The sequence below is a fragment of the Micromonospora narathiwatensis genome (assembly GCF_900089605.1).
GTDB classification, from domain to species: Bacteria; Actinomycetota; Actinomycetes; order Mycobacteriales; family Micromonosporaceae; genus Micromonospora; species Micromonospora narathiwatensis.
Window position 1 is genome coordinate 4,491,849 of sequence record NZ_LT594324.1, and the last position, 24,921, is coordinate 4,516,769.

Consider the following 24,921-nt stretch of genomic DNA (forward strand, 5'->3'; position numbering starts at 1 on the left):
GGCTCGCAACACCGGCTCGCTCCTCGCGCTCACTGCGACACCTCAATTCGCGACTGCGGGGCTCGCAACACCGGCTCGCTCCTCGCGCTCACTGCGACACCTCCACGGATTCGCTGGTCCCGACGCCGAGCGGCCCCTGTTCGGGGTAGTGGCAGGCGGTGAGTTGGTTGCCGCCGTCGCGGGTGATCAGGGTGGGTTCGTCGGTGGCGCAGTTGTCCTGGGCTTTCCAGCAGCGGGTGCGGAAGCGGCAGCCCGAGGGTGGGTTGAGTGGGGTGGGTACGTCGCCGGTGAGGCGGATCCGTCCGGCCGGGCCGAGGGTGGTGACGTCGGGGATGGCGGAGAGCAGGGCGCGGGTGTACGGGTGTTGGGGTCGGGTGTAGATGTCGTCGCGGTCGCCGATCTCGACGATTTTGCCGAGGTACATGACGGCGACGCGGTGGCAGAAGTGGCGGACGACGGCGAGGTCGTGGGCGATGAACACGAAGGCCAGGTCGAGGTCGCGTTGCAGGTCGCGTAGCAGGTTGATGACCTGGGCCTGGATGGAGACGTCGAGGGCGGAGACGGGTTCGTCGGCGACGATGAGTTTGGGGCGCAGCGCGAGGGCGCGGGCGATGCCGATGCGTTGGCGTTGCCCGCCGGAGAACTCGTGGGGGTAGCGGTTGTAGTGCTCGGGGTTCAGGCCGACGAGTTCGAGGAGTTCCTGGACGCGTTTGCGGGTGCCGCCGGGTGGGTTGATCCGGTTGACCTGCAGTGGCATGGCGACGATCCGGCCGACGGTGTGGCGGGGGTTCAGCGAGGCGTACGGGTCCTGGAAGATGATCTGGAGGTCCTGCCGCAGCGGCCGTAACTCGCCACGGCGGGCGTGGGTGATGTCCCGGCCGGCGAACTCGATCGTCCCGGCGGTGGGTTCGAGCAGGCGTACCAGCATCCGTCCGGTGGTGGTCTTGCCGCACCCGGACTCCCCGACCAGGCCCAACGTCTCACCCGGACGTACCTCGAAATCCAGGCCGTCGACCGCCCGCACGGCACTCTTGGCCCGAAAGCCCTCACGGACCGGGAAATGCTTGGTCAGCCCACGCACCCTGAGCAGTGGCTCGGTCATTGCGCGACTCCCACCTGGGCGATGTCCTGCCGGTAGAGCCTGGTGCGTTCCTCGGCGGGCAGATGGCAGGCGACCAGGTGGCCCGCCTCCCCGGCCGCGCGCAGCTCCGGCACCACCGTGGCCGAGCGGTCGCCGTTGCGGCCGGCGTACCGGCAACGCGGATGGAACGCACACCCCGACGGCAAATTGATCAACGACGGCGGATTACCCCGAATCGGCACCAGATCCGCGCCCGCGTCACCACGCAACGACGGCACACTCGACAACAACCCCCACGTGTACGGATGCTGCGGCCGACGCAACACCTGCTCCACACCACCGTGCTCGACCGCCCGCCCCCCATACATCACCAACACGTCATCAGCCACCTGAGACACCACACCCAGGTCATGCGTGATCAAAACAATCGCCGACCGGAACTCCGCCTGCAGATCCGCCAACAAATCCAGAATCTGCGCCTGCACCGTCACATCCAACGCCGTCGTCGGCTCATCCGCGATCAACAGATCCGGATCGTTCACCAACGCCATCGCGATCATCGCCCGCTGCCGCATCCCACCCGAAAACTCATGCGGATACTGATCGAACCGCCGCCCCGGCTGCGGAATCCCCACCCGACCCAACATGTCCACCGCCCGCCGCCGCGCCTCCCGCCTCCCCGCCCCCGGGTGATGCACCCGAAACGCCTCAGCGATCTGCCGACCCACCGTGTAGTACGGATGCAACGCCGACAACGGATCCTGAAAGACCATCGCCATGTCCCGACCCCGCAGCCGCCGCACCTCCTCCTCCGGAAGCCCGACCAACTGACGGCCCCCGACGGAGATCTCCCCCGTGATGCTCGTGCGCTTGGCGTTGTGCAGACCCAGAATCGCCAGCGACGTCACACTCTTACCCGAGCCCGACTCACCGACGATCCCCAACGTGCGCCCCCGCGCCACCGAGAACGACACCCCGTCCACCGCCCGGACCACACCGTCCTCGGTGTCGAACCGCACCCGCAGATCCTTCACCCGCAGATAGGGACCCTCACCCGAGCGCTGCTCCGGGACCTCATGGCGGTCCGGTTCCCCGGACGGCGCCGACTCCGACCTGCCCACGACCGCCTCCCCCTCAGTGATGAAGAGAACTTACAACAAAGTTCTGGAGGCGAAAATAAGCTACAAAACGTGGGATGTCAGTGGGCTGAGCGTAACGAGTGGGTTTCGGGCTTGACCAGCCCTCAGCCCGCCGCCGCACGTCGGGTGTGGCCATGGCCGGAGGACTCAGGTGAAGATGTCCGCCCGGGAGCTGTCGGTGACCAAGCCCGGCGAGGTGCTGGAGTTGAGTGAGCCCGTACGCGCCACGATCCGGCCGGAGGATCTCGTCTCCTGACGGATGTCGGTCCGCTCGCCTAGGGTCGGCGCATGAGCGAGCGCCAGCGAGCGAAGCGGGACCCGGCATGAGCGAATTCGATGCGGCGTCCGACGCCGTCCAGGCCGCCCTCGACGCGGGAGCACGGTACGCGGACGTCCGGGTGATGCACCGCCGCTACGAGTCGATGTCGGCCCGCAACGGCGACATCGAGGAGCTGACCCAGGACGAGAGCATCGGGCTGGGCGTCCGGGCGCTGGTCGGGTCGAGCTGGGGCTTTCACGCCGTACCCGAGCTGTCGGAAGCCCGCGACGCCGGCCGGCGCGCCGCGGCGATCGCCACCGCGAGCGCGCGCGTCCCCGGCCCGCCGATCGACCTGGTCCCCGTCGAGGCGACCGTCGCGAGCTGGGCCTCGGGGTGCGAGGTGGACCCGCTCGGCGTCCCGCTCTCCGACAAGGGTGACCTGCTGGTCCGCGCCACCGAGACGATGCGCGCGCACGGCGCCGACCTGGCCGAGGGCCTCTACCAGATCTGGGACACCACGAAGTGGTTCGTCTCCAGCGAGGGGCACCGGATCGACCAGCGCATCCGCGAGTGCGGTGGCGGCATCTCGGCCACCTCGATCGGCGACGGCGAGACCCAGCGCCGGTCCTACCCGAGCTACCGCGGGCAGTACGGCACCACCGGCTGGGAGCTGGTCACCTCGCTCGACCTGGCCGCGCACGCCGCCCGGGTCGCCGAGGAGTCCCGGGAGCTGCTCACCGCGGCGGAGTGCCCGGCCGGCGAGACCGACCTGATCCTCGGCGGCGAGCAGCTCGCCCTGCAGATCCACGAATCGGTCGGGCACGCCATCGAGTTGGACCGGATCCTCGGCTGGGAGGCCGCCTTCGCCGGGACGTCCTGGTTGGATCTGACCCGGCTCGGGGCGCTGCGTTACGGCTCCGAGCTGATGAACGTCACCATCGACCCGACCATCCCGGGCGCGCTGGGCAGCTTCGGCTTCGACGACGAGGGCTCACCGGCGGTCAAGCGGGACGCGGTCCGCGCGGGACGCTGGGTGGGGGTGCTCGCCGGCCGGGACTCGGCCGCCGTCGCCGGTCTCGGCTACGGCGGCAGCGTACGGGCGGACGGCTGGGCCCGACTGCCGATGGTGCGGATGACCAACGTGGGCCTGGAACCGGGCCCGCACACCCTCGACGAGATCATCGAGGCCACCGACGACGGGGTGCTGATGGACATCAACCGCTCCTGGTCGATCGACGACAAGCGACTCAACTTCCAGTTCGGTTGCGAGGTCGGCTGGGAGGTGCGGAAGGGCCGGCGGGGGCGGATGCTGCGCAACCCCACCTACACCGGCATCGGGCCGGTCTTCTGGCGCTCGATGGACATGCTCTCCTCCGAGATCGTGCCGTGGGGCACGCCGAACTGCGGCAAGGGTCAGCCGGGCCAGGTCGGGCACACCGGTCACCCGGCCGCCCCCGCCCGCTTCCGCAACGTCCGGGTGGGGGTAAGGGCATGAGTGAGCTGGAGATCGCCGGTCAGGTCGTCGAGCTGGTCCGCCGGCTCGCCGGGCCGGACGCGCAGGCCGAGGTCACGGTGACCCGGGCCGACCTGGCACTGACCCGGTTCGCGAACTCGTTCATCCATCAGAACGTCGCCGAGTCGGGCACGGCGGTGCGGCTGCGGCTGCACGCCGGTGGGCGGACGGCGGCCGGCAGCGGCAGCCTGGTCGACCGCGACGGGCTGACCGCCCTGGTCGAGCGGACCCTGGCGGCGGCCCGGCTCGCCCCGCCCGATCCGGCCTGGCCGGGGCTCACCCCGCCGTCGCCGGTCCCGCCGGGGACGGCCCTCGACGAGGCCACCGCGTACGCGTCTCCCGACGAGCGGGCCGCCCGGGTACGCGCCTTCGTGGACGCGGCCGGCGGGCTGGAGACGGCCGGCTACTGCCGGACGGCGTACCGGTCGGGGGCGTTCGCCAACTCGGCCGGGCACTCGGCGGTGGGGCGGATGGCCGAGGCGGCGATGGACGGCATCGCGCGTACGGGCGGGGCCGACGGGGTGGCCCGGCGCTGCGCCGACCGGCTCGGCGAGCTGGACGGCGGGGTGCTCGGCGCGCGGGCGGCGGCGAAGGCGCGGGCCGCGACGGATCCGGTCGAGCTGCCGCCGGGGCGGTACGACGTGGTGCTCGAACCGGCCGCGGTCGCCGACCTGCTGCAGAACCTCGCCTGGTTCGGCTTCAACGGCAAGCGGCACGCCGAGCGGCAGTCCTTCGTCGAACTCGGCACCGCCCAGTTCGATCCGTCGGTGACCCTGGTCGACGATCCGCCGCACGCCTCCGCCCTGCCGTACGACATGGAGGGCACCTCCCGGGGCGCGCTGACCCTGGTGGACGAAGGCACCACCGTGGCGGTGGCGCACGACCGACGCAGCGGCGCCGAGGCGGGGGCCGCCTCCACCGGTCACGGGATGCCCGGCGCGTCCACCTTCGGCCCGATCCCGCACAACCTCCGCCTGCTCCCGGCCGCCGCCCGTGCGGTCGGTGGCGACAGCCCGTCGCCGGTCGGGCCGGGCGGCGACGGGACGGCGGCCGGGGCGGTGGCCGACGCGGACACTGCGGCGCTGGTCGCCGGGGTGAAGCGTGGGCTGCTGGTCAGCGACTTCTGGTACACCCGGGTGCTCGACCCGAAGCGCCTGGTCATCACCGGGCTGACCCGGAACGGGGTCTGGCTGGTCGAGGACGGGGTGCCCACCCGGGCGGTCCGCGACTTCCGCTTCACCGAGTCGTACCCGCGCGCGCTGGGGCCCGGCCGGGTGCTCGGTCTGGGCCGGCAGCCGGTCCGCCAGCCGGACCGGGTCGACGGCTCCTGGTGGGAGGCGCCGCCGCTGCGGCTGGCGTCGTGGAACTTCACCGGTGGCGCGTCGGGCTGACCGAACCCGCCGTTTCAAGATATTGATCTTGCTTCGGGTCTTTCCAACCTGCTGGACACACGGGACACTGCGTTGCGCGGCCACGCCGCGAAGATCGGCGTAACGTGTGTCATTTAGCTGCGCCGGTTTGACGGCGTGGTCGTTGGTGTGCGCAAGACGTGGCAGTGGACGCGGTCTCGCCGGTCCACTGGCCGGTAACGGAAGGTGATCCGCCGCCCCCGCGAGGGCGCCGTCAGGGAGACGACTGGAATGACATCAACGGCAACGAGGCCGCGTGGGGCGCGAGCACGCGCCGCGATCGCGGCGAAGACGTTGCGGACCGACCGCTGGTGGTTCGCGCCACTGATCACCGTCGTCGGCCTCAGCGCCTGGATCATCTACGCGACGGTCCGGGTCTTCATGCACAAGTGGTACTGGGTCGGGGAGTTCCACTACCTGACGCCGTTCTACTCCCCGTGCGTGACCGACCGGTGCGTCGAGGGCTCGGCCCACGTGGGCACCTACCTGCCCGGCTGGTGGATCATCCCGGACGCGGCGTTCACCCTGCCGTTCCTGCTGCTGTTCCGGCTGACCTGCTACTACTACCGCAAGGCCTACTACCGGTCGTTCTGGCTCTCGCCGCCGGCCTGCGCGGTCCCGGACGGGCACCAGGCGTACGGCGGGGAGACCCGGTTCCCGCTGCTCGGGCAGAACCTGCACCGCTACTTCTTCTACGCCGCCGCGATCATCTCGATCATCAACACGTACGACGCCGTCTACGCCTTCCACTCCCCCAAGGGGTTCGGCTTCGGGCTCGGCAACCTGGTCCTGATCGGGAACGTCGTGATGCTCTGGGCGTACACCATCTCCTGCCACTCGTGCCGGCACATCATCGGCGGCCGGCTCAAGCACTTCTCGAAGCACCCGGTGCGCTACAAGGCCTGGACCTTCGTCTCCTGGCTCAACGTCCGGCACATGCAGCTCGCCTGGATCACCCTCGGCACCCTGGCCCTCACCGACTTCTACGTCATGGCGGTCGCGGCCGGCTGGTTCAACGACCTGCGGTTCATCAACTGAAGGCCCTCACATGACTGAAACGCGAATCGAACGACACCACTACGACGTCGTCGTGATCGGGGCCGGCGGTGCCGGCCTGCGCGCGGCGATCGAGGCCCGGCTGGCCGGCAAGAAGACCGCGATCATCTCGAAGTCGCTGTTCGGCAAGGCGCACACCGTGATGGCCGAGGGTGGCGCCGCGGCCGCGATGGGGAACGTGAACTCCCGGGACAACTGGCAGGTGCACTACCGCGACACGATGCGCGGCGGCAAGTTCCTCAACAACTTCCGGATGGCCGAGCTGCACGCGAAGGAGTCGCCGCAGCGGATCTGGGAGCTGGAGACGTACGGCGCGCTGTTCGACCGTACGAAGGACGGGAAGATCTCCCAGCGCAACTTCGGCGGTCACGAGTACCCGCGGCTCGCGCACGTCGGCGACCGGACCGGGCTGGAGCTGATCCGCACCCTCCAGCAGAAGATCGTCTCCCTCCAGCAGGAGGACATGCAGGAGTTCGGCAACTACGAGGCGCGGATCAAGGTCTTCGCCGAGACCACCATCACCGAGCTGCTGCTCGACGGCGACCGGGTCGCCGGCGCGTTCGGCTACTACCGGGAGTCCGGGGAGTTCATCCTCTTCGAGGCGCCGGCCGTGGTGCTGGCCACCGGCGGCGTGGGTCGCTCCTACAAGGTCACCTCGAACTCCTGGGAGTACACCGGTGACGGTCACGCGCTGGCGCTGCGCGCCGGGGCGACGCTGATCAACATGGAGTTCCTCCAGTTCCACCCGACCGGCATGGTCTGGCCGCCCTCGGTGAAGGGCATCCTGGTCACCGAGTCGGTCCGCGGCGACGGCGGCGTGCTGAAGAACTCCGACGGCAAGCGGTTCATGTTCGACTACGTGCCGGACGTGTTCCGCAAGCAGTACGCGGACAACGAGGCCGAGGCGGACCGCTGGTACACCGACCCGGACAACAACCGGCGTCCGCCTGAACTGCTCCCCCGCGACGAGGTCGCCCGCGCGATCAACAGCGAGGTCAAGGCCGGTCGGGGTACGCCGGCCGGCGGCGTCTACCTGGACATCGCCTCGCGGCTGCCGGCCGAGGAGATCCGCCGCCGCCTGCCGTCGATGTACCACCAGTTCAAGGAACTGGCCGACGTCGACATCACCAAGGAGCCGATGGAGGTCGGCCCGACCTGCCACTACGTGATGGGCGGCGTCGAGGTGGACCCGGACTCCGGCGCGGCGGCGGGCACCGTACGCGGGCTCTTCGCCGCCGGTGAGGTCTCCGGCGGTATGCACGGCTCCAACCGGCTGGGCGGCAACTCGCTCTCCGACCTGCTGGTCTTCGGCAAGCGGGCGGGCGGTCACGCCGCCTCGTACGCCGAACAGCTCACCTCGCGCCCGGCGGTGCCGGTGGCGGCGGTGGAGGCCGCGGTGGAGACGGCGCTGGCGCCGCTGCAACGCGACACCGGTGAGAGCCCGTACGCCCTCCAGCGGGACCTCCAGGCGGTGATGGGAGACCTAGTAGGAATCATCCGCCGGCAAAGCGAGCTTGAGGACGCGATGGGCAGGCTCGCGGAGCTGCGGGAGCGGGTGGCCAAAGTGAGCGCGGCCGGCGGCCGGCGCTACAACCCGGGCTGGCACCTGGCGCTGGACCTGCGCAACATGCTGGTGGTCTCGGAGTGCACGGCGAAGGCCGCGCTGGAGCGGCAGGAGTCGCGCGGCGGGCACACCCGGGAGGACTTCCCGAAGATGGAGCCGAAGTGGCGGCGGGTGAACCTGGTCTGCTCGCTCGACGGCGACAAGGTCCACCTGGCGCACAAGCCGCTGCCGAAGATGCGCCCGGAGCTGATCGCCCTCTTCGACCGGGCGGAGCTGGCCAAGTACCTGACCGACGAGGAACTCGCCGAGTTCGACGCCCTCGCTGAGGAGGCGAGCAAGTAATGGGGACCAAGAGGCAGTTCCGCATCTGGCGGGGCGACGAGACCGGCGGCGACCTGCAGGACTACTCCGTCGAGGTCAACGAGGGCGAGGTCGTTCTCGACGTCATCCACCGGCTGCAGAACACGGAGGCGCCGGACCTGGCCTGCCGGTGGAACTGCAAGGCCGGCAAGTGCGGCTCCTGCTCCATGGAGATCAACGGCAAGCCGCGGCTGAGCTGCATGACCCGGATGTCGACGTTCGAGGAGGACGAGACCGTCACGGTCACCCCGCTGCGGACGTTCCCGGTCATCCGGGACCTGGTCACCGACGTCTCGTTCAACTACGAGAAGGCCCGGGAGACCCCGGCGTTCGCGCCGCCGGCCGGCGTGGCCCCCGGCGAGTACCGGATGCAGCAGGTGGACGTCGAGCGCTCGCAGGAGTTCCGCAAGTGCATCGAATGCTTCCTGTGCCAGAACGTCTGCCACGTGATCCGCGACCACGAGGAGAACAAGCCGGCGTTCTCCGGTCCCCGGTTCTTCATCCGGGCGGCCGAGCTGGACATGCACCCGCTCGACGCGAAGCCGGACCGCAAGGAGTACGCGCAGGCCGAGATGGGACTCGGCTTCTGCAACATCACCAAGTGCTGCACGGAGGTCTGCCCCGAGCACATCAAGATCACCGACAACGGGATCATCCCCATGAAGGAACGGGTCGTGGACCGCAGGTACGATCCCCTCGTGTGGCTTGGTAGCAAGATATTCCGGAGGGGTCAGGTGCCTCAGACCAGCGTGACCAGCGGGCATCACAGCGGCACCGCGACCGCCAGCGGCGAACAGCCGGTGCACTCGCACGCCGGCGGCTCGCACGACGCGCGGTCCGAGACGCAGGCGCAGCAGGGCGTCAACTGGCACCGCGAGGTGCCGCACCCGACGGCTCCCGCCGTCGACGCCAACGGCAAGCTGCCGCTGACCGAGCTGACCCTCGACCGGGCCGCGGCGCCGTCGCCGTTCGGTGACGACGTCAAGTTCCCGCTGCCGCCGCAGCACCTCAACTTCGCTCACCCGCAGCAGGACGAGCCGAAGCACTGAGCACGACACGAACGACGACGGGGGCCGCGGCACATGCCGCAGGCCCCCGTCCCGTTTCCGCCCCGGTGTCCGTTCTCCCTGCTCAGGGCCCGACGTTCCCGGTCCGGGCCCGGTGCTTCCCCACTCAGGACGCGGCGAGCAGGGGACGCAGGGCGGCGACGATCGGCACGTCGGCGGGCAGCCAGGGCACGGTGTCCAGCTCGGCGGCGGAGAGCCAACGCAGCTCGGAGTGCTCCAGGGCCTTCGGCTGGTCACCGTGGAGGAGGCGGGCCACGTACACCCGGAGGACGGAACGGCCGTGGGCCATTCGTACGTCGCGGCCGACCCGCGCGCCGATCTCCACGCGTACGCCGAGTTCCTCGACGCACTCGCGGGCCAGCGCGACCGTGTCGGTCTCCCCCGGCTCCACCTTGCCGCCCGGGAACTCCCAGCGGCCGGCCACCTCGGGTGGCGCGGAGCGGGCACAGGCCAGCACCCTGCCGTCGACGATGATGGCCGCGCCGACGACCACCTTCGGCTCACGCCGGTCGTCCTGCCCGCTGCCGCTAGCCCGTTCGGTCCGCACGGGCGTCCAGGGTGCCAGATCAATCGGCGGTTTGGGTACCTGAGCGCGCCGTCAGGACAGCAGAACCCGGAAATGTGGGCGTGGACACACCATCTGTGCGGCGACAGACTAGAGACCGTCGACTAGGACACGGGACGGCGACGATTTGGCCACAAGCCGGCAACGACGCCTGGGAGGTACGGTGAAGCGCGTGCTGTTCAGCGGCCGGGCCAAGCACGACTATCTCAGCGACGCCCTCACTCTGCTGTCCGGATGGACCCGCGAGGGCGAGGAGATCCGCCGCACGCTCGTCTTGGACGACACCCAGCACGCCGCGTTGACCGAGCGGGTCAAGGTGGTCGCCGACGCGCTGCGCCTGCGTCCCGAGATCAGCCGTCGCGCCGACCGTACGCAGATCCGGGTGGGCCACGGCGACGGGGAGCCGCTGACCGAGGGCGAGGTCCTGCTGGCCGCCCGCATCGAGGACGCGGTCCGCGCCGTCACCCAGCCCTGAGCGGCTGGCACGCCCCGCCTAACGTCGTGGGCATGACCACCCCCACGTACGACCGCAAGGAACAGTTCCAGCAGATCCAGAGCGGGCTCCTGGCCGGTGAGCAGATCATCGCCGTCTACGACGCGGTCGGGACGGGCACCGGATTCATCGGCCTGACCGACCGCCGTGTGATCATCCAGGACCGTTCCTTCGTCGGCAAGCGGTACGCCATCACCAGCATCCCGTACTCGAAGATCACCAGCGTCAGCGTGGTCAGCAACAAGTCGTGGGGCGGTTCGTTCTTCTCCACCGGGGCGATCGCGATCCACGTCGGGTCGCAGACCTACGAGGTCGAGTTCCGGGGCGACCAGAAGAGCCACCACGTGCACAACGTGATCCTCCACCACATCTCCTGACCCCGGCGCTGGCAACAGGCGCTCATGGTGCTGCCCATGCTCGGCGGTCCGGCATCGACCCGTGACGGGACGACCAGCGGATGCACCCGCCTGGGATACTCGTGGGCATGCGGGGGTGGTCCGGGGTCGTCAAACGGTGGTGGAACGTTCGCCGGGTCCGTTGGGCGCTGATCGCGGTCGCCGCCTGCGCGGTGCTGGCCACCGTGGGCAGCGTGGCCAGCGTGGCGTGGCTGCGCAGCGGCGCCGAGGGCCACATCTTCACCGAGACCGACGTGCCGGAGGCGCCCGTCGCCCTGGTCCTGGGCACCAAGGTGGACGCGGACGGCACCCCGTCGGCGTTCCTCACCGCCCGGCTGGAACTCGCCCAGCGGCTGTTCGCCGCCGGCAAGGTCCGCGCGATCCTGGTGTCCGGCGACAACATGCACGCCGACTACAACGAGCCCGAGGCGATGCGACGCTGGTTGGTCGACCAGGGCGTGCCGACGGGCAAGGTGGTGCTGGACTACGCCGGCTTCGACACGTACGACTCGTGCGCGCGGGCCAAACGGATCTTCGGGGTGGACCGCCTGACGGTGGTGACCCAGTCCTTCCACCTCCCCCGCGCCGTGGCGCTGTGCCGGCACTTCGGCATCGAGGCCAACGGCGTGGGCGACGACACCGTCCGGCGGTACGCCAAGTGGCGGATCGGCTCGACCCGCGAGTACGGCGCCTCGGTGAAGGCGGCGGTGGACGTGCTCTCCGGCCGCGACCCCGCCCACCTCGGCCGCCGCGAGACCGGCGTCGACGACGCTCTCCGCGCCGGCTGACGACGCTCAGCGGGTCAGCCGGCGGGTACACGGCCCGTCGTGGTCGGCCCGGAGCAGGCAGCGCCGGCCGCCGGGCAGCCGCAGATCGCAGAAGACCCGATGGCGTACGCCCTGCTCGTCCTCGGCCGAGACGGTGGTCTCGCCCGGGTCGGCCGCGGAGAGCAGGCCGGCCCAGCGGGCGACCACCCGGGCCAGGCGTACCGCGCCGGCCAGGTCCGTGGCGGCCACCGGCAGGTGGATGACGAACCGCTCCCGCTCGACCATCAGCGGTGCCGCCCGGCGTCGGTTCGCCGCGCCTGCTCGGTCTGCCAGCGCTTCAGCGCGTCCTTGATCCGGGCCGTCTCCTGCCGGCTGACGCCCAGCGCCCGGTAGGCGGCGGCGAGATCGTCGGCCACCCGGTCGAGGAATTCCTGCACCTCCTCCGGGTCGAGCCCGCGCCGGCCGACCCGGGTCGGCCGGAACCGCCGCTGGCGTACCTGCCAGGGCGCCAGCGGGACGTAGGTCGAGGATCGGTAGCTGGTTGGTCCAGCACGTCCCGGCCGCTGGTTCCGCCGCAGCCCGCGCAGGAAGCCACGCATCGTCGTTCCGCCTCTCTGGTCCAGGAATGGAAGGGGTGGGCGACCCGCCCGCCGCGCGCGGGCCGACCACCCCGCCCCACCACCGCAGCTCCAATCAGCGGTACGGCAGCAGGGCTGGTCCGCCACAGCCGCACGTTCGAGCGTTTTCACCCGAGCACGGGCTGTGACTGGAACTCTAGGCATAAGGGCCTTTGTGCACAAGCACTTGTTGCCACAGGGCCACACCAGATTTTGCCAATAGGGCCATAAGGCTTTCCGCATGTCCATCGATCCGTACTCGCACACGCCGGTGTATGTGCAGCTCGCCGACCTCCTACGGCAGCGCATCGAGTCCGGAGAGTTGGCGGCCGGGGCAAACGTCGGTAGCGAATTCCGCCTGGCGCAGGAATTCGGGATAGGCCGGGACGCTGTCCGCATGGCCATCGCAATGCTCCGGTCAGAAGGGTTGGTGACCACCAGCCGTGGCCACGGGACCCAAGTCCGCGAAACGCCGCAACGGCGTCAGGTCGAACTCGCCCCTGGCTCGTCAGTCATCGCACGGATGCCGAGCGGCGGTGAACGCCGGGCCTTGCAACTCGACGAGGGCGTACCGGTGCTGGAGGTCCACGATCCGGCGGGCGGGGTCGAGGTGCTGGCGGCCGACGAGGTCGAGCTGACCCGCCCAGCCTGAGGAGACACCTCAGAGCAGGAGGATCAGCCCGCCGACCAGGCGTCGTTCACCACTTGGAACAGGTCCATGTCCTGCCATTCGCCGGCGATGTTGAGGTACGCCGGCGCGAGGCCGATGGGCAGGAACCCGTTGCGCTTCAGCACGCGCCGCGACCTGACGTTGTGCAGCAACGTCTCCGCCTGTACCCGGTGCAGCCCCAACTCCTCGAAGGCCACCCGCACGATCTCCCGGACCGCCCGGGTCGCGAAGCCTCGGCCGTTGTGGCCGGCGCTCACCCAGTAGCCCAGGCTGCACGACTGGAACGGGCCCCGCACGATGCCGTTCAACGTGATGCGGCCGATCACGCTGCCGGAATCCAGAATGACGTGCGGCAACTTCGTTCCCTGGGCGTGCTGCGCAAGATCGGCCTCAAGGACGGCACGCTGGCCGTCCGCAGTGAAGTAGTCCTCGCCCCGGACCGGCTCCCAGGGTGCGAGGAAGTCGCGGTTGCGACGGAGCAACTCCGCCAGGACCGGCGCGTCATCGAGCGCGGCAAGCCGGGTGAGAGTCACGCGCCCATGCTCACACGAAGACGCTTGAGCTGCGGACCCGGGCCGCCGGTGCGGCACCACGCATGGCGCTACCCGCCCCCACCCGCTCGGTCCGGCGAGAAGACGACCTGCCAGGCGCCGGTGATGTGCTCGGGCACGATCTCGATCGCCGCCGAGTCGCCGGGGCGCAGGCCGAGGCCGAAGCGCTTCCAGTCACCGTCCTTGTCGCCGTACATCCCGCTACCGCTCATCGCGTAGTCCCACCACTCGCCTGTCGTGATCTCCACGCCGTTGACGCGCAGATGGAGGAGCCCGGGCGTCTGGGCGACCATGTCGATCCCGCGCATCGTCTGCCAGGTCAGGGTCCGTCGTACTGGGCGGGCCGGGTCGGCGGGGTCGGATCTGATGATGACGGCGTCCGGGCACAGCGCCTCGGTGCAGCCGGCGGGTAGCACCTCGGGCAGTGGATCGAGCGTTCCTGACGGCCGGGGTGGCAGCGGATAGCGGTCGAACGGGATCCGCTCACCGATCGCGAGTCCGAACGTGCCGGTGTCCGGGATCGGGATGTCATCGCCGCCCGTCTCGTCGGGCTGCCGTGCCCCGGTGATCGTCATGACAAAGGTGGCCGGCTTGCCAACCGAGACGTCCATCCCGCCCCAGCCTTGCGACCGGAAGGTACCGGTGGTGCAGCCTCCCGAGACAAAGCCATGGCCGTTGGCGGTCAGCGTTCCCTTGAGCGTGCCCTTCTCCCCCGTGCCGTCGCAGCGGCTGAAGACGACAAGATCGAGAGTGGTCGGCACGATCGTCAACTCGATGCGCCGCTGCGGCAGCGCGGCGGACTTCGCGGCCACGATGCGCGCTCCGTCGGCGTACTCCGGGAAGCCCTCGATCGTGCGTACCGGCGACGGGCTGTCCGCCGGGGTGGGGGTGACGTCGGGGCGCAGCCCGGGCACGACGGCGGCCGCCGCGACGCCGGCCACGGCGACGATCGCGCAGGCGGTCCAGGTCGCGACGCGTCGGCGGCGGCGGGCGACCACCTTGGCGCGTACGCCGTGCAGCCGCAGGTGGTGCACGACGTGCTCGACCGGGTCGCCGGAGCGCTCGTCGAACACCTGCTTGAGGTCTGTCAGGTTCATCGCGGCATCCCTTCCGGCGTCAGCGTCCCGTCGAGGCGGAGCTTGGCCACCGCCCGGCTGGCCTGGCTCTTGACCGTGCCGACCGAGCAGCCGAGGACCCCGGCGATCTCGACCTCGGAAAGGTCTTCGAAATAGCGCAGCACGAGCACGGCACGCTGCCGCCGGGGCAGCCGGCCCAGCGCCCGCCACAGGCGGTCCCGGTCGTCGAGACCGGCGTGCGGGTCGGCCTCGACGACCGTCTCGGGAAGGTCGGCCGTGGGCAGCTCACCCCGCCACCGACGCCGCCACGACGACGCGTACGCGTTGACGATGATCCGCCGCACGTACGGCTCCGGGTCACCGTCGATGCGCCGCCACGCCTCCCAGGCCCGCGCCAGCGCGGTCTGCAACAGGTCCTCGGCCGACACCCAGTCGCGGGTGAGCAGGAACGCGGTACGTAACAGCCGCGGTGATCGGGTGACGACGAAGTCGTCGAAGCCCTCCGGTGTGATCACGTGCCGCCCTCCTACCCAGTCGGTCACCAGGTAGTACCGGCCGTGACCCGGAAAGGTTGCCTCGCAGGCGGTTGGTCAGGCGAGCATCTTCGCCGGAGTCAGACGTTGAAGCGGAACTCCACGACGTCGCCGTCATGCATGACGTACTCCTTGCCCTCGATCCGGACCTTGCCGGCGGCCTTCGCCGCCGCCATCGATCCGGCCTCGACCAGGTCGGCGTAGGAGACCACCTCGGCCTTGATGAAGCCGCGCTGGAAGTCGCTGTGGATGACCCCTGCGGCCTCCGGCGCGGTCGCGCCGACCGGGACGGTCCAGGCCCGCGCCTCCTTGGGGCCCGCCGTCAGGTACGTCTGGAGCCCGAGGGTACGGAAGCCGACCCGGACGAGCTGGTCCAGGCCCGGCTCGGACTGCCCGATCGACTCCAGCAGCTCGCGGGCCTCCTCCTCGGGCAGGTCCACCAGCTCGGACTCGATCTTGGCGTCCATGAAGACCGCCTCGGCCGGGGCGACCAGGGCGCGCAGCTCGTCGAGGAACTCGGCGTTGCCCAGCTCGGCCTCGTCGACATTGAAGACGTAGAGGAACGGCTTGGTGGTGAGCAGGTGCAGCTCGCGCAGGTGCTCCAGCTCGATCTTGGCGGCGGCCGCGCCCGCGTACAGGGTGGTGCCGCTGTCCAGGACGTCGACGGCCTTCTTGGCGGCCTCGACGGCGGCGGCCCGGTCCTTGCGGAGCTTGGCCTCCTTCTCCAGCCGGGGCAGCGCCTTCTCCAGGGTCTGGAGGTCCGCCAGGATCAGCTCGGTGTTGATCGTCTCGATGTCGTCGGCCGGGGAGACCTTGCCGTCGACGTGCACCACGTTCGGGTCGGAGAAGGCGCGCACCACCTGGCAGATCGCCGTGGCGTCGCGGATGTTCGCCAGGAACGCGTTGCCCCGGCCCTGCCCCTTGGAGGCGCCCCGGACCAGGCCGGCGATGTCGACGAACGAGACCGGCGCCGGCAGCACCTTCTGCGAGGAGAAGATCTCGGCGAGCTTGTCCAGCCGCTCGTCGGGCAGCCCGACCACGCCGACGTTCGGCTCGATGGTGGCGAACGGGTAGTTCGCCGCGAGCACGTCGTTCTTGGTCAGCGCGTTGAACAGGGTGCTCTTGCCGACGTTGGGCAGGCCCACGATGCCGATGGTGAGACTCACGACGAGCCAGCTTACGCGGTTCACCGCGCGCCTTGGACAGGCAGCCCCGTCGCCGGCACCGAAAAGGGACCGCGGTCACCACCGGGTCAGCGGGACTGAGCGGTCAGCAGCCGGGGTTCGATCCGGGTCTCCCGCACGCTGCCGTCCGCCTCCCGGGTCACCTGGTACGCGGCGACGCCCTCCCGGTCGGCCACCGCCTCGGCCAGCGCGGTGCCCCGGTAGACCAGCCCCACCCCGTCGTCCGTGCAGTAGCTGGTCGGCAGCGTGCCGTCGCCGACCAGCCTGTGCATCAGCGGTCGGCGCTGCGCCTCGCCGTCGTAGTGCACGCCGTTGCCGTACGGGAGCCAGCCCAGCCCCTCGGTGAACGGCCGCAGGGTCGGGCCGTAGCTGTCGGTGGCGCCGCCCAGGTGCCAGCAGATCGACCCGGCCGAGACCCCGCCCAGCACCACGCCGGCCTGCCAGCACTCGTGCAGGATGTCCTGGAGGCCGTGCACCCGCCAGACCGCGCAGAGGTTGGCGACGCTGCCGCCGCCGACCCAGATGATGTCCTGGGCGAGCAGGTGGGCACGGACGTCCTCGACGTTGGGCATCGGGAACAGGGCCAGGTGGGACGGGCGGAACCGGGTGCCGGCGAACGCGCCGTAGAACACGGTGTACGAGGTGGGCTGGTCACCGACGGCCTGGTTCAGGTAGCAGATCCTCGGCGCGTCGCCGGCCTCCGCCAGCTCGGCCATCAGGTCGAAGACCGGCCCGGGTTGCGCGTCGTACGGGCCGCGGTGCCGGCTGGCGAAGCCGGTGCTGGCGGCGACGATGGTCGGTTCGCTGGCGGGCATGCTCGTCCTTCCGATGGGTGCTGGTCGAGATCATCCGGCGCTGCCGGGCGTCGGGCAGGATCATCCCGCACTGCCGAGCGTCGAGCGCGCCAAGCCTCATCAGCGAGAGAAAACGTGCACCGGTCAGCCGGCCAGCAGGCGCGGCCACTCCGGCGTCTCGTCGCGCCACTCGGGCAGCGTGCCCGGTGGCAACTCCGCCGCGGCGGCGAGCGGGAGGGTGAGCCGGTGCGCGGCGGCGGAGCCGGCCGCGTGGGACTGGTCGAGCAGCCAGCGCACCTCGTCGGCCGTCCAGCCCAGCCCGCCCCGGCCGGCGATCTCCCGTACCAGCCGCAGGCCGACCCGGGTGTCGTCGTCGTAGAAGCGCATGCACCAGTGGTGTGCCCACATGCCGAGCGCCCGCAACCCGGCCGCGTCGAGCGAACCCGCGAGCCGGCCGCAGGCGGTCTCGGCGAAGGCCCGCCCCGGGTCGTCGGCCCGGTCCCGCTCGATCGCGCCGTACGCGGCCGGCGCCACCACCCGCATCCGGTCGTAGAAGCCCTGCACCACCGCGCGGTCCAGCCGCACCTGCCCCGACCGCATCAGCGGGCACCTCGCCCGGCCACGCTCGCCATTCCCCCGCACCTTCTCCTGTGTTGGTGGCCGGACGGTACCGGCCACTACCGACACTTTCCGCGCCGGAATCCGTTGCCGCCCAAGGGATAGCGGGCCTGAGCTGGGGCGTCTGTATCGGTGGAAGAAAAACGCGGGAGGGTGCGTGGACGAGGACGACCGGGCCCGGCTGGCCGAGTTCGTGGCCGGCCGTACGCCGGCGCTGATGCGGGTCGCGTACCTGCTCACCGGCGACCGGCACGCCGCCGAGGACCTGTTCCAGTCGGCGCTGGCCAAAACCATCCCGAAGTGGCGGACGCTGCGGCACACCGACCCGGAGGGCTACCTGCGCACGGTGATGTACCGGGAGCAGGTGAGCTGGTGGCGTCGGCTGCGCCGGCGGCGGGAGACGGCGCTCACCGGCGACGGGCCGATCCAGCCGGATCCGAGCGGCGGCACCGACGTACGCCTGGCGATGCGGGCGGCGTTGCGGCGGCTGCCGCCGGCCCAGCGCACGGTGCTGGTGCTGCGTTACTACGAGGACCTGCCCGAGGCCCGGGTGGCCGAGGTCCTCGGTTGCACGATCGGCACCGTACGCAGCCGGACCCACCGGGCGGTGACCCGATTGCGCCAGCTCCTGCCGGACGTCGAACTTCTGGAGGTACGGCGGTGACCACCCCGTTCGAGAACCTCATCCGCGCCACCCTCTCCGACCTTGCCGAGGAGGCACCACCAGTGCAGGACCAGTTGACCCCGGCGGAACGCCGGGTCCGGAACCGACGGCGCACCACGATGGCGCTGAGCGCGGCGGGGACGATCGCCGCCGTCCTCGTGGCCACGCCGTTCGCGATCGCGTCGACCCGCTCGGACGCCCCGCGCCCGGCCGCGCCCAGCGCCCGGCCCACGCCGTCGCCCAGCGTGTCGTTCGACCCCAGCGCTCGGCCCAGCCCCCGGGAGAGTTACCGCTCTCCGGTCCCGATCGCCTCATCCACCGTCCCCGGCCGCCTGCCGGACGGGCGCCTGCCCATGCCGGCGGCTTCCCCCAGCCCGTCCCCGGAGACGGCCTCACCCAGCCCGCGCATGCCGGGGGCCTCACCCAGCCCGCGCATGCCGGGGGCCTCACCCAGCCCGTCCTCGCCGCCGGTCTCACCCAGCCCCGCCGTGCCGTCGCCCCAGCCCAGCCCGCAGCGCTGACGCCCACACCTGTCGGGGCCGGGCGCAGCCAACGGGGCCTGCGCCCGGCCCGGCCGGTCACCATTCGCCCGTGCCGGTGGGGCCGCTTCACGCGAGGACGGCCCACCGGGCGTGAAATGGCCGCTCTTTCCGCGAATCCGCAGCGATCTCGGCGAGGACGGAAGCAGGCGTACGGCCAGGTCCGAATCCCGCCAGCCGAGGGCTGGACCTGCGAGGCAGTATCGATGGCGTGGAGTTGGACTTCGAGCGGTGCTACCGCGCTGTCGACAGCCGTGACCAGCGTTTCGACGGCTGGTTCTACACCGGCGTGACGTCGACCGGGATCTACTGCCGGCCGTCCTGCCCGGCGATGACGCCGAAGCGGCAGAACGTCCGGTTCTTCCCGTCCGCCGCCGCCGCGCAGGGCGCCGGCCTACGGGCCTGTCGCCGCTGCCGCCCCGACGCCGCCCCGGGCTCGCCCCAGTGGGACGTCCGGGCGGACGTGGTCGGGCGGGCGATGCGGCTGATCGCCGACGGGGTCGTCGACCGGGACGGCGTACCGGGGTTGGCGGCCCGGCTCGGCTACACCGAGCGGCACCTGCACCGGATGCTCCGCGCCGAACTGGGCGCCGGGCCGCTCGCGCTGGCCCGGGCCCAGCGCGCCCAGTCCGCCCGGATCCTCATCGAGACCACCGGGCTCGGCCTGGCCGAGGTCGCGTTCGCCGCCGGCTTCGGCAGCGTCCGGCAGTTCAACGACACGGTCCGCGAGGTGTACGGGGCGACGCCGTCCGAGCTGCGGGTCACCCGGGGCCGGCAGCCCGTGGCCGGCGGGGCGGGCACCATCACGTTGCGGCTGGCGTACCGGCCGCCGTTGCACGCGGTGGCGCTGCTGGACTTCCTCGCCCTGCGGGCCCTGCCCGGCGTCGAGGAGGTACGCGACGGGACGTACCGCCGGGGGTTGCGGCTGCCGCACGGCCCCGGCACGGTCGCGCTGACGCCGGCCGACGGGCACGTGGTCGCCACGCTGCGCCTGGCCGACATGCGCGACCTGGCGCCCGCGGTGGCCCGCTGCCGGCGCCTGCTCGACCTGGACGCCGACCCGCTCGCGGTCGACGCCGCCCTGGCCCAGGACCCCGCCCTCGCCCCGGCGGTCCGGGCCGAACCGGGCGTCCGCCTCCCGCACGCCGTCGACGGCTTCGAAATGGCCGTCCGCGCCATCACCACCCAGCAGATCTCCCTCCGATCCGCCCGCACCACCCTCACCCACCTGTTGTCGGCCGTCCAGCAGCTCCGCTTTGATCAAGAAGGTCCCGTCGAGGAGACGGCCCCCGCCGGAGGCGAACTTCTTGATCAACACGAACTGGGGGCGTTTCCGGGGGCGGAGGAGGTGGCCTCGGTTCCGGATGACGGGTTTCGGATGCCGGGGGCGCGGCGGGAGACGATCCGGGCGGTGGCGCGGGCCGTCGCGGACGGCTCGCTCGACCTCGAACCGGGTGGGGATCGGGAGGAGGCGGTACGGCGGCTGACCGCGCTGCCCGGGATCGGGCCGTGGACCGCCGGCTACGTGGCCATGCGGGCCCTCGGCGACCCCGACGTCTTCCTCCCCACCGACCTGGGCGTACGCCGGGGCGCCGCCGCGCTCGGCCGGCCCGACGACCCGAAGACCCTTGACGCGTACGCGGACCGCTGGCGCCCCTGGCGGTCGTACGCGGTGATCAGACTCTGGAGAGCGGCATGACCACCCTGGACAGCACCCTCATCGACACCCCCGCCGGCCCGCTGAGCGTGCTCGCCGGACCGGACGGGACGGTACGCGCGGCCGGCTTCACCGCCGAGCCGGCCGACCTGGTTCCGCTGATGCACCCGAGCCTGCGCGGTGCGCTGCGGGACCGGGCCGACCTCGGCCCGGTGACCACCGCCGTCCGCGCCTACCTGGCCGGCGACCTGACCGCGATCGACCCGGTCCCGGTCGAGCAGCACACCGGGGGCGTCTTCATGGCGCACGCCTGGCGGGTGCTGCGGGAGGTGAAGCCGGGCGAGCCGGTGACGTACACCGGTTACGCCGAGTTGGCCGGGCGGCCGGCCGCGGTACGCGCCGCCGCCGCGGCCTGCGCCCGCAACGCCGCCGCCCTCTTCGTCCCGTGCCACCGGGTGCTGCGCACCGACGGCACGCTCGGCGGCTACCGCTGGGGCCTGGACGTGAAGAGGTGGCTGCTCGGTCATGAGGGACGGCTGACGGCAAGTTGACAGAAACGCCGTTCGCAATTCCCGCTACCGTCGGGTAGTGCCCGCGCAGTGCGACGGCAACCCCCCGGCGCGTCACGACGCCCGTCCCCACCCGCTGCGCAACCTCTGGCGGCTGCGCTCCTACCTGCGCCCGTACGCGACCGAGTTCGCCTGGCTGCTGCTGGCCGCCCTGGCCGCCACGGCGGCGAGCCTGGCCGTACCCCTCGTGGTGCAGCGGGTGGTGGACGGGCCGGTGGCCCGGCACGACGTGGCCGGGCTGGTCCGGCTCGGCGGCCTCGCCCTCCTGCTCGGCCTGGCCGAGGCGGTGCTGATCTTCATCCGCCGGTGGACGCAGTCCTCGTCCTCGGTCGGCATGGAGGCGGCGATCCGCGCCGACCTCTACGCCCACCTGCAACGCCTCCCGGCCGGCTGCCACGACCGCTGGCAGTCCGGCCAGCTCCTCTCCCGGATCACCAGCGACCTGTCGGTGATCCGCCGGTTCCTCTCCTTCGGCCTGCTCTTCCTCGTGCTCAACCTGGTCACCTACGCCGCCGTGGTGGTGCTGCTGATCCGGCTGCACCCGTGGCTCGGGCTGCTGGTGGCGGCCAGCGCGGTGCCGCTGTTCCTGATCAGCCGCCGCTTCGCCCGCCACTACCACGCCGCGTCCCGGCGGATGCAGGACCAGCAGGGGGACGTGGCCACGCTGGTCGAGGAGACCGCGCAGGGGCTGCGCACCATGCGGGCGTACGGGCGGGGGCCGGAACTGGCCGCCCGGTTCGCCGACGGCGCCCGCCGGCTGCACGACACCGGGGTCGGCAAGGCACGGCTGCTGGCGCGTACCTCGGCGATGTTCGACCTGGTCCCCAACCTGACCCTCGGGGTGGTGCTGGTGGCGGGGGTGGCATCCGCCGCCCGGGGCGGGCTCACCATCGGCGGGCTGGTCGCCTTCGTCAGTCTGCAACTCATGCTGATCTGGCCGGTGCAGTCGCTCGGCTGGATCATCGCGAACGGGCAGGAGGCGGCGACCGCCGCCGACCGGATCCAGGAGGTGCTGGACACCCCGCCGACCATCGTGGACGCCCCGCACGCCCGGCCGCTGAACCGCGCCGACGTACGCGGCCGGCTGCGCTTCGAACGGGTGACGTTCCGCTACCCCGGGACGGCCGCGCCGGTGCTGCGCGAGATCGAGCTGACCGTCGAACCGGGCGAGACGCTGGCCCTGGTGGGTGCCACCGGCTGCGGCAAGAGCACGCTACTCTCGCTGGTCCCCCGGCTGCACGAGGTGACCGGCGGCCGGATCAGCCTGGACGGGCACGACCTGCGGGACCTGCGGCTCGGCTCGCTGCGCCGGCTGGTCGGGATGGCCTTCGAGGAGCCGACCCTGTTCTCCATGTCGGTGTGGGAGAACCTCACCCTGGGTCGCCCGGACGCCGACGAGGACGAGGTACGGGCGGCGCTCGCGCTCGCCCGGGCCGAGTTCGCGTACGACCTGCCGTGGGGACTGGCCACCCGGGTCGGCGAGCAGGGACTCTCCCTCTCCGGCGGGCAGCGGCAACGGCTGGCGCTGGCCCGCGCGGTGCTCGGCCGGCCCGCCCTGCTCGTGCTCGACGACCCGCTCTCCGCCTTGGACGTGCACACCGAGGCGCTGGTCGAGGCGGCGCTGCGCCGGGTGCTGCGGGACACCACGGCCCTGCTGGTGGTGCACCGCCCGTCGACCGTGGCGCTGGCCGACCGGGTGGCCCTGCTCGACGGCGGTCGGATCGTCGCCGTCGGCACCCACCGCGAACTGCTGGCCGAGGTGCCGGCGTACCGGGCGGTGCTGTCGGCGGAGCCGGAGCGGTGTGGCGAGCCCGGCTCCGCGACCGGGCAGTGGCCGGACAGCGTCGGCCTGGTGCGTTCGTGAGCCGGGCGGGCGGCCCGCGCCGCGTGCCCCGACCGCGCCGCGGCGACGAGGTCGACCTCGTCCGGTGGCGCGGACGGGCCAGCGACCCGGACGCCGACCGCAGCCGGGCCGAGGACGCCGCGCCGGAGGCGATCGCCCGGCTCCGGGCCCGCAGCCGCGTACTGCTCGGCGAACTGCTGCGCCCGCACCGGGCCCGGCTCGCGCTCGCCGTGGCGCTGCTGCTGGCCCAGAACGCCGCCGCGATGGCCGGGCCGTACCTGGTGATGCTCGGCATCGACCGGGGCATCGCGCCGCTGCGGGCCGGCGACCCCGGCCCGCTGGTCGCCGTCGCCGCCGCCTTCGTCGTCGCCACCGGCACCGAGTACGCGGCCCGACGTGCCTTCCTCACCCTCGCCGCCCGGATCGGCCAGGCCGTCCTGCTCGACCTCCGCCGACGGGTGTACGGCCACTTCCTCCGCCTCGACGTCGCCTTCCACCAGCGCTACACCTCGGGGCGGATGGTGTCCCGGCTGACCAGCGACCTGGACTCGATCGCCGAACTGGTCGACGGCGGGATCGACAAGCTGGTGCTGGCCGCGCTGTCGGTGCTGTCGGTGGCCGGCATCCTGCTCTGGCTGGACCTGCCGCTCGCCGCGGCCACCCTGCTCGCCTTCCCGTTCCTGTTCTGGCTGTCCCGGTGGTTCGCCCGCGCGTCCGCCGGGGCGTACCGGCGCACCCGGGAGGCGGTGGCGCTGGTCATCGTCCACTTCGTCGAGTCGCTGCGCGGCATCCGCGCGGTCCAGGCGTACCGGCGGGAGCCGCGCAACCAGCGCATCTTCGCCGCGGTGAACGACGACTACCGGCAGGCCAGCCTGGACGCGTTCCGGTTGATCGCGGTCTACTCGCCGGGCATCCGGATGATCGGCAACCTGACCGCCGCCCTGGTGCTCGGCTACGGGGGCTGGCGGGTGCTGGGCGGCCGGACCGAGGTCGGGGTGCTCGCCGCCTTCCTGCTCTACCTGCGCCGGTTCTTCGAGCCGATGGAGGAGTTCAGCCAGTTCTACAACGCGTTGCAGTCGGCGACCGCCGCGCTGGAGAAGCTGGCCGGGGTGCTCGACGAGCGGCCGGCGGTGGCCGAGCCGGAGCGGCCGGTGCCGCTGCCCACCGGCCGGGGGCGGGGCAGCGTCGCCTTCCGGTCGGTCGGCTTCGGCTACCGGCCGGAGACCCCGATCCTGGTGGACCTGGAGCTGGCCGTCCCGGCCGGGCAGACCGTGGCGCTGATCGGGCCGACCGGCGCGGGCAAGTCCACCATCGCCAAGCTGCTCGCCCGGTTCCACGACCCGGACGGCGGCACGATCAGCCTGGACGGGGTCGACCTGCGGGACCTCGCCGACGCCGAGCTGCGCCGGGCGGTCGTACTGGTGACCCAGGAGAACCACCTGTTCAGCGGCTCGGTGGCGGAGAACATCCGGTTCGGCCGCCCGGACGCCGACGACGCGACCGTGGAGGCCGCCGCCCGGGCCATCGGCGCGCACGAGTTCATCGCCGCGCTCCCCGACGGGTACGCCACCGACGTACGCCGGCGCGGCGGCCGGCTCTCCGCCGGGCAGCGGCAGCTCGTCGCGTTCGCGCGGGCGTTCCTGGCCGACCCGCGGGTGCTCATCCTGGACGAGGCGACCTCGTCGCTGGACGTGCCGACCGAGCGCCTGGTGCAGCGGGCGCTCGGCAGCGTCCTGCGGGACCGCACCGCGCTGGTGATCGCGCACCGGCTCTCCACCGTGGAGATCGCCGACCGGGTGCTGGTGCTCGACGGCGGGCGGATCGTGGAGGACGGCCCGCCGGCCGAGCTGGCCGCCGCCGGGGGCCGGTACGCCGCCCTGCACCGCCAGTGGCGCGACTCGCTGATCTGACCGCCGGCACGGCACCGAAATTCGTGGA

The 24,921-nt window shown here is 71.9% G+C and carries 26 protein-coding genes; 15 read left to right on the plus strand and 11 right to left on the minus strand.

The window, feature by feature from the left end; genetic code table 11:
• Positions 1 to 88: 88 nt before the first annotated feature.
• Together GA0070621_RS19370 and GA0070621_RS19375 are read right to left on the minus strand one after the other, a co-directional pair.
• Complete coding sequence (locus tag GA0070621_RS19370) at positions 89 to 1,102, minus strand: ABC transporter ATP-binding protein (protein WP_091197930.1); 1,014 nt, start codon at positions 1,100 to 1,102, stop codon at positions 89 to 91.
• Positions 1,099 to 2,202, minus strand: a complete 1,104-nt coding sequence (locus GA0070621_RS19375) for an ABC transporter ATP-binding protein (RefSeq protein ID WP_091197932.1) — start codon at positions 2,200 to 2,202, stop codon at positions 1,099 to 1,101. Before GA0070621_RS19375 ends, GA0070621_RS19370 begins: the two co-directional genes overlap by 4 nt.
• Before the next feature lie 341 nt (positions 2,203 to 2,543).
• On the opposite strand from GA0070621_RS19375, the gene GA0070621_RS19380 reads away from it, so the two are divergent.
• The 5 genes from GA0070621_RS19380 to GA0070621_RS19400 all read left to right on the plus strand — a co-directional run bounded on the left by GA0070621_RS19380 (position 2,544) and on the right by GA0070621_RS19400 (position 9,430).
• The gene (locus GA0070621_RS19380; RefSeq protein ID WP_091197934.1) at positions 2,544 to 3,974 is read left to right on the plus strand and encodes a TldD/PmbA family protein; all 1,431 of its coding nucleotides are present in this window, start codon (positions 2,544 to 2,546) and stop codon (positions 3,972 to 3,974) included.
• Positions 3,971 to 5,383, plus strand: coding sequence for a TldD/PmbA family protein (locus tag GA0070621_RS19385; RefSeq protein ID WP_091197936.1), 1,413 nt, complete (start codon positions 3,971 to 3,973; stop codon positions 5,381 to 5,383). Before GA0070621_RS19380 ends, GA0070621_RS19385 begins: the two co-directional genes overlap by 4 nt.
• Positions 5,384 to 5,632: 249 nt before the next feature.
• Positions 5,633 to 6,439, plus strand: a complete 807-nt coding sequence (locus GA0070621_RS19390) for a hypothetical protein (protein ID WP_091197938.1) — start codon at positions 5,633 to 5,635, stop codon at positions 6,437 to 6,439.
• A 10-nt stretch (positions 6,440 to 6,449) separates the two neighbouring features.
• Complete coding sequence (locus tag GA0070621_RS19395) at positions 6,450 to 8,363, plus strand: fumarate reductase/succinate dehydrogenase flavoprotein subunit (RefSeq protein WP_091197940.1); 1,914 nt, start codon at positions 6,450 to 6,452, stop codon at positions 8,361 to 8,363.
• The gene (locus tag GA0070621_RS19400; RefSeq protein WP_091197943.1) at positions 8,363 to 9,430 is read left to right on the plus strand and encodes a succinate dehydrogenase/fumarate reductase iron-sulfur subunit; all 1,068 of its coding nucleotides are present in this window, start codon (positions 8,363 to 8,365) and stop codon (positions 9,428 to 9,430) included. The genes GA0070621_RS19395 and GA0070621_RS19400 overlap by 1 nt, the downstream gene beginning before the upstream one ends.
• A 124-nt stretch (positions 9,431 to 9,554) precedes the next feature.
• Here the strand turns inward: GA0070621_RS19400 and GA0070621_RS19405 are convergent, their stop codons facing one another.
• The gene (locus GA0070621_RS19405) at positions 9,555 to 9,995 is read right to left on the minus strand and encodes a (deoxy)nucleoside triphosphate pyrophosphohydrolase (protein ID WP_167667070.1); all 441 of its coding nucleotides are present in this window, start codon (positions 9,993 to 9,995) and stop codon (positions 9,555 to 9,557) included.
• 181 nt (positions 9,996 to 10,176) lie between these two features.
• On the opposite strand from GA0070621_RS19405, the gene GA0070621_RS19410 reads away from it, so the two are divergent.
• The 3 genes from GA0070621_RS19410 to GA0070621_RS19420 all read left to right on the plus strand — a co-directional run bounded on the left by GA0070621_RS19410 (position 10,177) and on the right by GA0070621_RS19420 (position 11,689).
• Positions 10,177 to 10,488: a 4a-hydroxytetrahydrobiopterin dehydratase gene (locus GA0070621_RS19410; protein ID WP_091197945.1), complete on the plus strand. Its 312-nt coding sequence runs from the start codon at positions 10,177 to 10,179 to the stop codon at positions 10,486 to 10,488.
• A gap of 32 nt (positions 10,489 to 10,520) precedes the next feature.
• On the plus strand, positions 10,521 to 10,883 hold the full coding sequence (locus GA0070621_RS19415; protein ID WP_091197946.1) for a PH domain-containing protein: 363 nt from the start codon (positions 10,521 to 10,523) through the stop codon (positions 10,881 to 10,883).
• A 107-nt stretch (positions 10,884 to 10,990) separates the two neighbouring features.
• Positions 10,991 to 11,689, plus strand: a complete 699-nt coding sequence (locus GA0070621_RS19420) for a SanA/YdcF family protein (RefSeq protein ID WP_091197948.1) — start codon at positions 10,991 to 10,993, stop codon at positions 11,687 to 11,689.
• Between the two features lie 6 nt (positions 11,690 to 11,695).
• Here GA0070621_RS19420 and GA0070621_RS19425 read toward each other — a convergent pair whose 3' ends face one another.
• Together GA0070621_RS19425 and GA0070621_RS19430 are read right to left on the minus strand one after the other, a co-directional pair.
• Positions 11,696 to 11,953 (minus strand): hypothetical protein, encoded by a 258-nt coding sequence (locus GA0070621_RS19425; protein WP_091197950.1) that lies wholly within the window; start codon positions 11,951 to 11,953, stop codon positions 11,696 to 11,698.
• Entirely contained in the window at positions 11,953 to 12,267 is a 315-nt protein-coding gene (locus tag GA0070621_RS19430) for a DivIVA domain-containing protein (protein WP_091197952.1), read from the minus strand. Before GA0070621_RS19430 ends, GA0070621_RS19425 begins: the two co-directional genes overlap by 1 nt.
• Before the next feature lie 259 nt (positions 12,268 to 12,526).
• Here GA0070621_RS19430 and GA0070621_RS19435 point away from each other — a divergent pair, with 259 nt between their 5' ends.
• Positions 12,527 to 12,937 (plus strand): GntR family transcriptional regulator, encoded by a 411-nt coding sequence (locus tag GA0070621_RS19435; protein ID WP_091197954.1) that lies wholly within the window; start codon positions 12,527 to 12,529, stop codon positions 12,935 to 12,937.
• A 23-nt stretch (positions 12,938 to 12,960) separates the two neighbouring features.
• On the opposite strand, the gene GA0070621_RS19440 is transcribed toward GA0070621_RS19435, so the two are convergent.
• The 6 genes from GA0070621_RS19440 to GA0070621_RS19465 all read right to left on the minus strand — a co-directional run bounded on the left by GA0070621_RS19440 (position 12,961) and on the right by GA0070621_RS19465 (position 17,693).
• Positions 12,961 to 13,488 (minus strand): GNAT family N-acetyltransferase, encoded by a 528-nt coding sequence (locus tag GA0070621_RS19440; protein ID WP_091197956.1) that lies wholly within the window; start codon positions 13,486 to 13,488, stop codon positions 12,961 to 12,963.
• A 68-nt stretch (positions 13,489 to 13,556) separates the two neighbouring features.
• The gene (locus GA0070621_RS19445; RefSeq protein ID WP_091197957.1) at positions 13,557 to 14,603 is read right to left on the minus strand and encodes a hypothetical protein; all 1,047 of its coding nucleotides are present in this window, start codon (positions 14,601 to 14,603) and stop codon (positions 13,557 to 13,559) included.
• On the minus strand, positions 14,600 to 15,097 hold the full coding sequence (locus tag GA0070621_RS19450) for a SigE family RNA polymerase sigma factor (protein WP_091197959.1): 498 nt from the start codon (positions 15,095 to 15,097) through the stop codon (positions 14,600 to 14,602). Before GA0070621_RS19450 ends, GA0070621_RS19445 begins: the two co-directional genes overlap by 4 nt.
• Positions 15,098 to 15,195: 98 nt before the next feature.
• Complete coding sequence (ychF, locus tag GA0070621_RS19455; RefSeq protein ID WP_091202632.1) at positions 15,196 to 16,281, minus strand: redox-regulated ATPase YchF; 1,086 nt, start codon at positions 16,279 to 16,281, stop codon at positions 15,196 to 15,198.
• 86 nt (positions 16,282 to 16,367) lie between these two features.
• Complete coding sequence (locus GA0070621_RS19460; RefSeq protein ID WP_091197962.1) at positions 16,368 to 17,114, minus strand: Type 1 glutamine amidotransferase-like domain-containing protein; 747 nt, start codon at positions 17,112 to 17,114, stop codon at positions 16,368 to 16,370.
• Positions 17,115 to 17,237: 123 nt separating this feature from the next.
• Positions 17,238 to 17,693, minus strand: coding sequence for a hypothetical protein (locus tag GA0070621_RS19465; protein WP_091197965.1), 456 nt, complete (start codon positions 17,691 to 17,693; stop codon positions 17,238 to 17,240).
• A 175-nt stretch (positions 17,694 to 17,868) separates the two neighbouring features.
• On the opposite strand from GA0070621_RS19465, the gene GA0070621_RS19470 reads away from it, so the two are divergent.
• From GA0070621_RS19470 to GA0070621_RS19495, 6 genes are all read left to right on the plus strand, one after another.
• Positions 17,869 to 18,375, plus strand: coding sequence for a SigE family RNA polymerase sigma factor (locus tag GA0070621_RS19470; RefSeq protein ID WP_091197967.1), 507 nt, complete (start codon positions 17,869 to 17,871; stop codon positions 18,373 to 18,375).
• Positions 18,372 to 18,896 carry a hypothetical protein gene (locus tag GA0070621_RS29615; RefSeq protein ID WP_157740021.1) on the plus strand — a complete coding sequence of 175 codons (525 nt, stop codon included), beginning with the start codon at positions 18,372 to 18,374 and terminating at the stop codon, positions 18,894 to 18,896. Before GA0070621_RS19470 ends, GA0070621_RS29615 begins: the two co-directional genes overlap by 4 nt.
• 229 nt (positions 18,897 to 19,125) lie before the next feature.
• On the plus strand, positions 19,126 to 20,613 hold the full coding sequence (locus tag GA0070621_RS19480; RefSeq protein WP_091197971.1) for a DNA-3-methyladenine glycosylase 2 family protein: 1,488 nt from the start codon (positions 19,126 to 19,128) through the stop codon (positions 20,611 to 20,613).
• A complete protein-coding gene (locus tag GA0070621_RS19485; protein ID WP_091197973.1) occupies positions 20,610 to 21,122 on the plus strand; it encodes a methylated-DNA--[protein]-cysteine S-methyltransferase in 513 nt (170 codons plus the stop codon). The genes GA0070621_RS19480 and GA0070621_RS19485 overlap by 4 nt, the downstream gene beginning before the upstream one ends.
• Before the next feature lie 37 nt (positions 21,123 to 21,159).
• A complete protein-coding gene (locus GA0070621_RS19490; RefSeq protein ID WP_091197975.1) occupies positions 21,160 to 23,004 on the plus strand; it encodes an ABC transporter ATP-binding protein in 1,845 nt (614 codons plus the stop codon).
• Positions 23,001 to 24,893, plus strand: a complete 1,893-nt coding sequence (locus GA0070621_RS19495) for an ABC transporter ATP-binding protein (protein WP_091197977.1) — start codon at positions 23,001 to 23,003, stop codon at positions 24,891 to 24,893. Before GA0070621_RS19490 ends, GA0070621_RS19495 begins: the two co-directional genes overlap by 4 nt.
• The last annotated feature ends 28 nt before the right edge of the window (positions 24,894 to 24,921 follow it).